Source organism: Clostridium thailandense (genome assembly GCF_019207025.1).
Taxonomy (GTDB): domain Bacteria; phylum Bacillota; class Clostridia; order Clostridiales; family Clostridiaceae; genus Clostridium_AM; species Clostridium_AM thailandense.
In genome coordinates, this window is record NZ_JAEEGC010000243.1 from 1 (window position 1) to 1,466 (window position 1,466).

Genomic DNA, 1,466 nt, shown 5'->3' on the forward strand with positions numbered 1-1,466 from the left:
GTGATAATGACGTGAAGGTAACACCCGTTCCCATTCCGAACACGAAGGTTAAGCTTCATAGTGCCAATGGTACTGCAGAGGAGACTCTGTGGGAGAGTAGGTCGTTGCCAGGTAAAATATGGCCAGATAGCTCAGTCGGTAGAGCAGAGGACTGAAAATCCTCGTGTCCCTGGTTCGATTCCTGGTCTGGCCACCAAAACTCAGTTTGTTTAAAACTGGGTTTTTTATTTTTAAAAAATTAATTATTTTATAGAAAAACAACTAAAGGTATGTCATAATGAATAATGTTAATAGGTTTAAATAAAATATAAATTTAAGGAGAATAAATTTATGGAAAATAAAGTACTAGCAATTGTAAATGGTGTGGAGATAACAGAAAGTGATTTGGAATCAGCTATAATGAGATTTCCAAGAGAGAGACAGAGTTATTTAAATTCAGAAGACGGTAAAAAACAATTATTGGAAGAAATGATAGCATTTGAATTAGTTTATAATTATGCTAAGGATTCAGGTATAGAGGAAGAAAAAGAATATATTGAATTGTTAGAAAAAGCTAAAAAGGAGATATTGACTCAAACTGCAATATCTAAGGTGATGAATGAAGTAACTGTTACTGATGGAGAAGTAAGTGATTTTTATAAGGCGAATGAGCAAGCGTTTGTTGATCCAGAGATGGTAAGTGCTAAGCACATATTAGTTGAAACAAAAGAGAAAGCAGAAGAAGTAATAAGTGAAATCAATAGTGGGTTATTATTTGAAGATGCTGCTAAAAAATACTCTTCATGCCCATCAAATGCACAAGGTGGTAGCCTAGGAAGATTTTCAAGAGGACAAATGGTTCCAGAATTTGAAGAAGCGGCATTCGGACTTAATATAGGTGTGGTAAGTGAACCTGTAAAAACTCAATTTGGATATCATTTAATTAAGGTAGAAGAAAAAGTAGAAAGTGCAGTTAAAAAGCTTGATGAAGTAAAGGACACTATTAAAAATAATTTATTACAACAAAGACAAGCATTTAAATACTCACAATTAAACAATGAATTAAAAGAAAAATATACTGTAAAGATATTTTAATATATAAAGCATAGCTCTTGTGGCTATGCTTTATATATATCTAAATTATAGGAGAAAACAGATCTATTCTAATACAAGTTTATACTTAATTCATCAACAACTCCTAGCGTATCATTATAAGGATAATGGAGAAAAGTATATTAAATATAAAGAAATATATCGATAAGTTAACAAAACAGAAAAAATAGTAGATATGGTACCTTAAAGATGTGATAGAATAACACATGTCGCTTGAAGAAACGACAAAGCTTAACAAAAAGAATTAAAAAAGTTCTTGACAATGTTAAGCAGAGATGATAAACTATAATAGTCGCTTAAATGAAGCGGCGATGATCCTTGAAAATTAAAAAGAGGTTAAAATCTTAAAAAGCTTTTATTAAGTAAAGTAAACC

At 31.2% G+C, this 1,466-nt stretch carries 1 protein-coding gene, 1 tRNA gene and 1 rRNA gene; all 3 read left to right on the forward strand.

Annotated features, from left to right (window positions below):
- Positions 1–113, forward strand: a 5S ribosomal RNA gene (rrf, locus tag I6U48_RS29210); the annotation flags it as partial.
- Positions 114–120: 7 nt separating this feature from the next.
- Positions 121–196 (forward strand) — tRNA-Phe (locus I6U48_RS29215).
- 134 nt (positions 197–330) lie between these two features.
- Complete coding sequence (locus I6U48_RS29220; protein ID WP_218324031.1) at positions 331–1,074, forward strand: peptidylprolyl isomerase; 744 nt, start codon at positions 331–333, stop codon at positions 1,072–1,074.
- Positions 1,075–1,466 lie beyond the last annotated feature (392 nt).